At 59.7% G+C, this 2,343-nt stretch carries 2 protein-coding genes; both read left to right on the top strand.

Annotation, left to right across the window (positions count from 1 at the left end; all coding sequences use genetic code 11):
* Positions 1–703: ABC transporter ATP-binding protein (locus tag BIS10_RS18395; RefSeq protein WP_253507609.1), on the top strand; the 703-nt coding region annotated here is incomplete at its 5' end.
* 98 nt (positions 704–801) lie between these two features.
* The coding region (locus tag BIS10_RS18390) for an ABC transporter ATP-binding protein (protein WP_253507612.1) at positions 802–2,343 on the top strand (1,542 nt) is incomplete at its 3' end.

Genomic DNA, 2,343 nt, shown 5'->3' with positions numbered 1-2,343 from the left:
AGTAACCGCCATTGTTGGCCCCAACGGCTGTGGTAAATCCACACTGCTTTCTGGGCTTGCCCGCCTGCACAAACCCGATAGCGGTGCCGTGCTGCTCAACGGCCACGACATCGCCCAGATGCCCGCCCGCCAACTTGCCACCAAGCTAGCGCTACTGCCCCAAGAGGCGGTCGCTCCGGAAGGGCTGACCGTCACCGAACTGATTCGCTTTGGCCGCCAGCCCCACCAAGGCTGGCTGCGCCAGTGGTCGGCGGAAGATCAACAGGTGGTGCACCATGCGCTTGCCGCTGCCGGGTTGGAAGCGCTTGCCGACCGGCCGTTGGAAGCGCTTTCCGGCGGCCAACGCCAGCGCGCCTGGATCGCCATGACCATCGCTCAGCAAACGCCGCTTTTACTACTCGACGAGCCCACCTCCGCGTTAGACTTAGGCCACCAAATAGAGGTGTTCGAGCTGGTACGCGACCTGGCCTGCCAGGGCCGCACGGTGGTGATGGTGCTGCACGACCTCGCCAGCGCCTGCCGTTACGCCGACCACCTGATTGCCATGCGCGACGGGCAAATTGTTGCCCAGGGCGCACCCGCTGAGGTGGTAACGCCCGCGCTGGTGCGGGAGCTGTATCAGGTGGAGTGCACGCTGCTGCTTGACCCTGATACCGGCAGCCCCTTGCTTGCCAACGTGCGCCGAGCGACGCAACCCGTTTAAAGGCGATTTACGCAGATAACAACGTAAAAGGAATTGATGTGGCTTCTTCCCCGACCCGCGCTGACAAAGCGTCCGTCAATCAAAGCTTTCACGCCTTAATGCGCCTGTTGCGCTACGCCAAAGGCTATCGGCGGCAGATTATCACCGCCACGATTTGCTCGATTATCAACAAGCTGTTCGATATCGCCCCGGAAATTCTGATTGGCGTGGCGATCGATGTGGTGGTGAACCAGGAAAACAGCTTTGTGGCGCGGCTGGGGTTTGAATCGCCTCAAGAGCAGATCACCATTTTGGCGGTGCTCACCTTCTTTATTTGGGCGGGGGAGTCGCTGTTTGAGTACCTGTTCCAGATTCTCTGGCGCAACCTAGCCCAGCGGCTGCAAGCGGATATGCGCCAAGACACTTACGAGCACGCCCAGCGCCTCGACATGGCGTTTTTTGAATCGAAAAGCTCCGGTCAGCTAGTGGCCACCATGAACGATGACGTCAACCAGCTAGAGCGCTTTCTGGATGGCGGTGCCAACGCGCTGATTCAAGTAGTGGTGACGGTGGTGGCCGTAGGCGCGGTGTTCTTCGTGCTTTCTCCGCTGATCGCGCTGCTAGCGTTTACGCCGATTCCGCTGATCATTTGGGGCGCGTTTTTCTTCCAGCGCAAAGCCGGGCCGCTGTACAGCGACGTGCGCGAAAAAGTAGGCGACCTTGCCAGCCGTCTCTCCAACAATCTCAGCGGTATCGCTACGATTAAAAGCTTCACCAGTGAAGCGCGGGAAGCCGAGCGGCTGCGGGATGCCAGTGAAGCCTATGTGGAAGCCAACCGTCGCGCGATTAAAGTCAGTTCTGCGTTTATTCCGGTTATCCGCATGGCGATTTTGGCGGGCTTTCTCGCCACCTTTACTGTTGGTGGCATGATGGCGCTGAACGGCAGCCTCAACGTGGGCGCTTACGGCGTGCTGGTGTTTCTGACCCAGCGCCTGCTGTGGCCGCTCACCGGCCTTGCCCAGGTGATTGACCTGTTCGAGCGCGCCATGGCCAGCACCAAACGGATTCTGGATTTGCTCGAAGTGCCGATTACCGTAAAGGACGACAGCACCACGCCCTTGGCTGCCCCGGTAAAAGGCGACGTGCGTTTCGAAGCGGTGAGTTTTCAATATGAGACCAGCCAAGTAGGTGTGAACGGCGTGGATCTACACGTGCCCGATGGCAATACGCTGGCGCTGGTGGGGGCCACCGGCTCCGGTAAATCAACGCTGATCAAACTGCTGCTGCGTTTTTACGACCCTGCCAGTGGCCGTGTGTTGGTAGATGGCCAGCCGATCACCGACGTAAGTATGCACTCACTTCGCCAAGCGATTGGCTTAGTCAGCCAGGATGTGTACCTGTTTGAAGGCAGTATTCGCGACAACATCGCCTACGGCCAGCCGGATGCCGACGATGCCGCGATTATCGACGCCGCCAACACCGCCGAAGCCTGGAGCTTTATCGAAACGCTGCCCCAAGGGCTGGATACGCCAGTGGGCGAGCGGGGCGTGCGACTTTCTGGCGGCCAACGCCAGCGGCTTTCACTGGCGCGGGCGCTGTTAAAAGACCCGCCGATTCTGGTGCTGGATGAAGCCACCAGCGCGGTGGATAACCGGAATAAA

It is taken from the genome of Halomonas sp. 707B3, from assembly GCF_024158645.1.
Taxonomy (GTDB): domain Bacteria; phylum Pseudomonadota; class Gammaproteobacteria; order Pseudomonadales; family Halomonadaceae; genus Vreelandella; species Vreelandella lionensis.
Note: the sequence above shows the minus strand (reverse complement) of the source record. Positions and strands in the feature narration are given on the sequence as shown.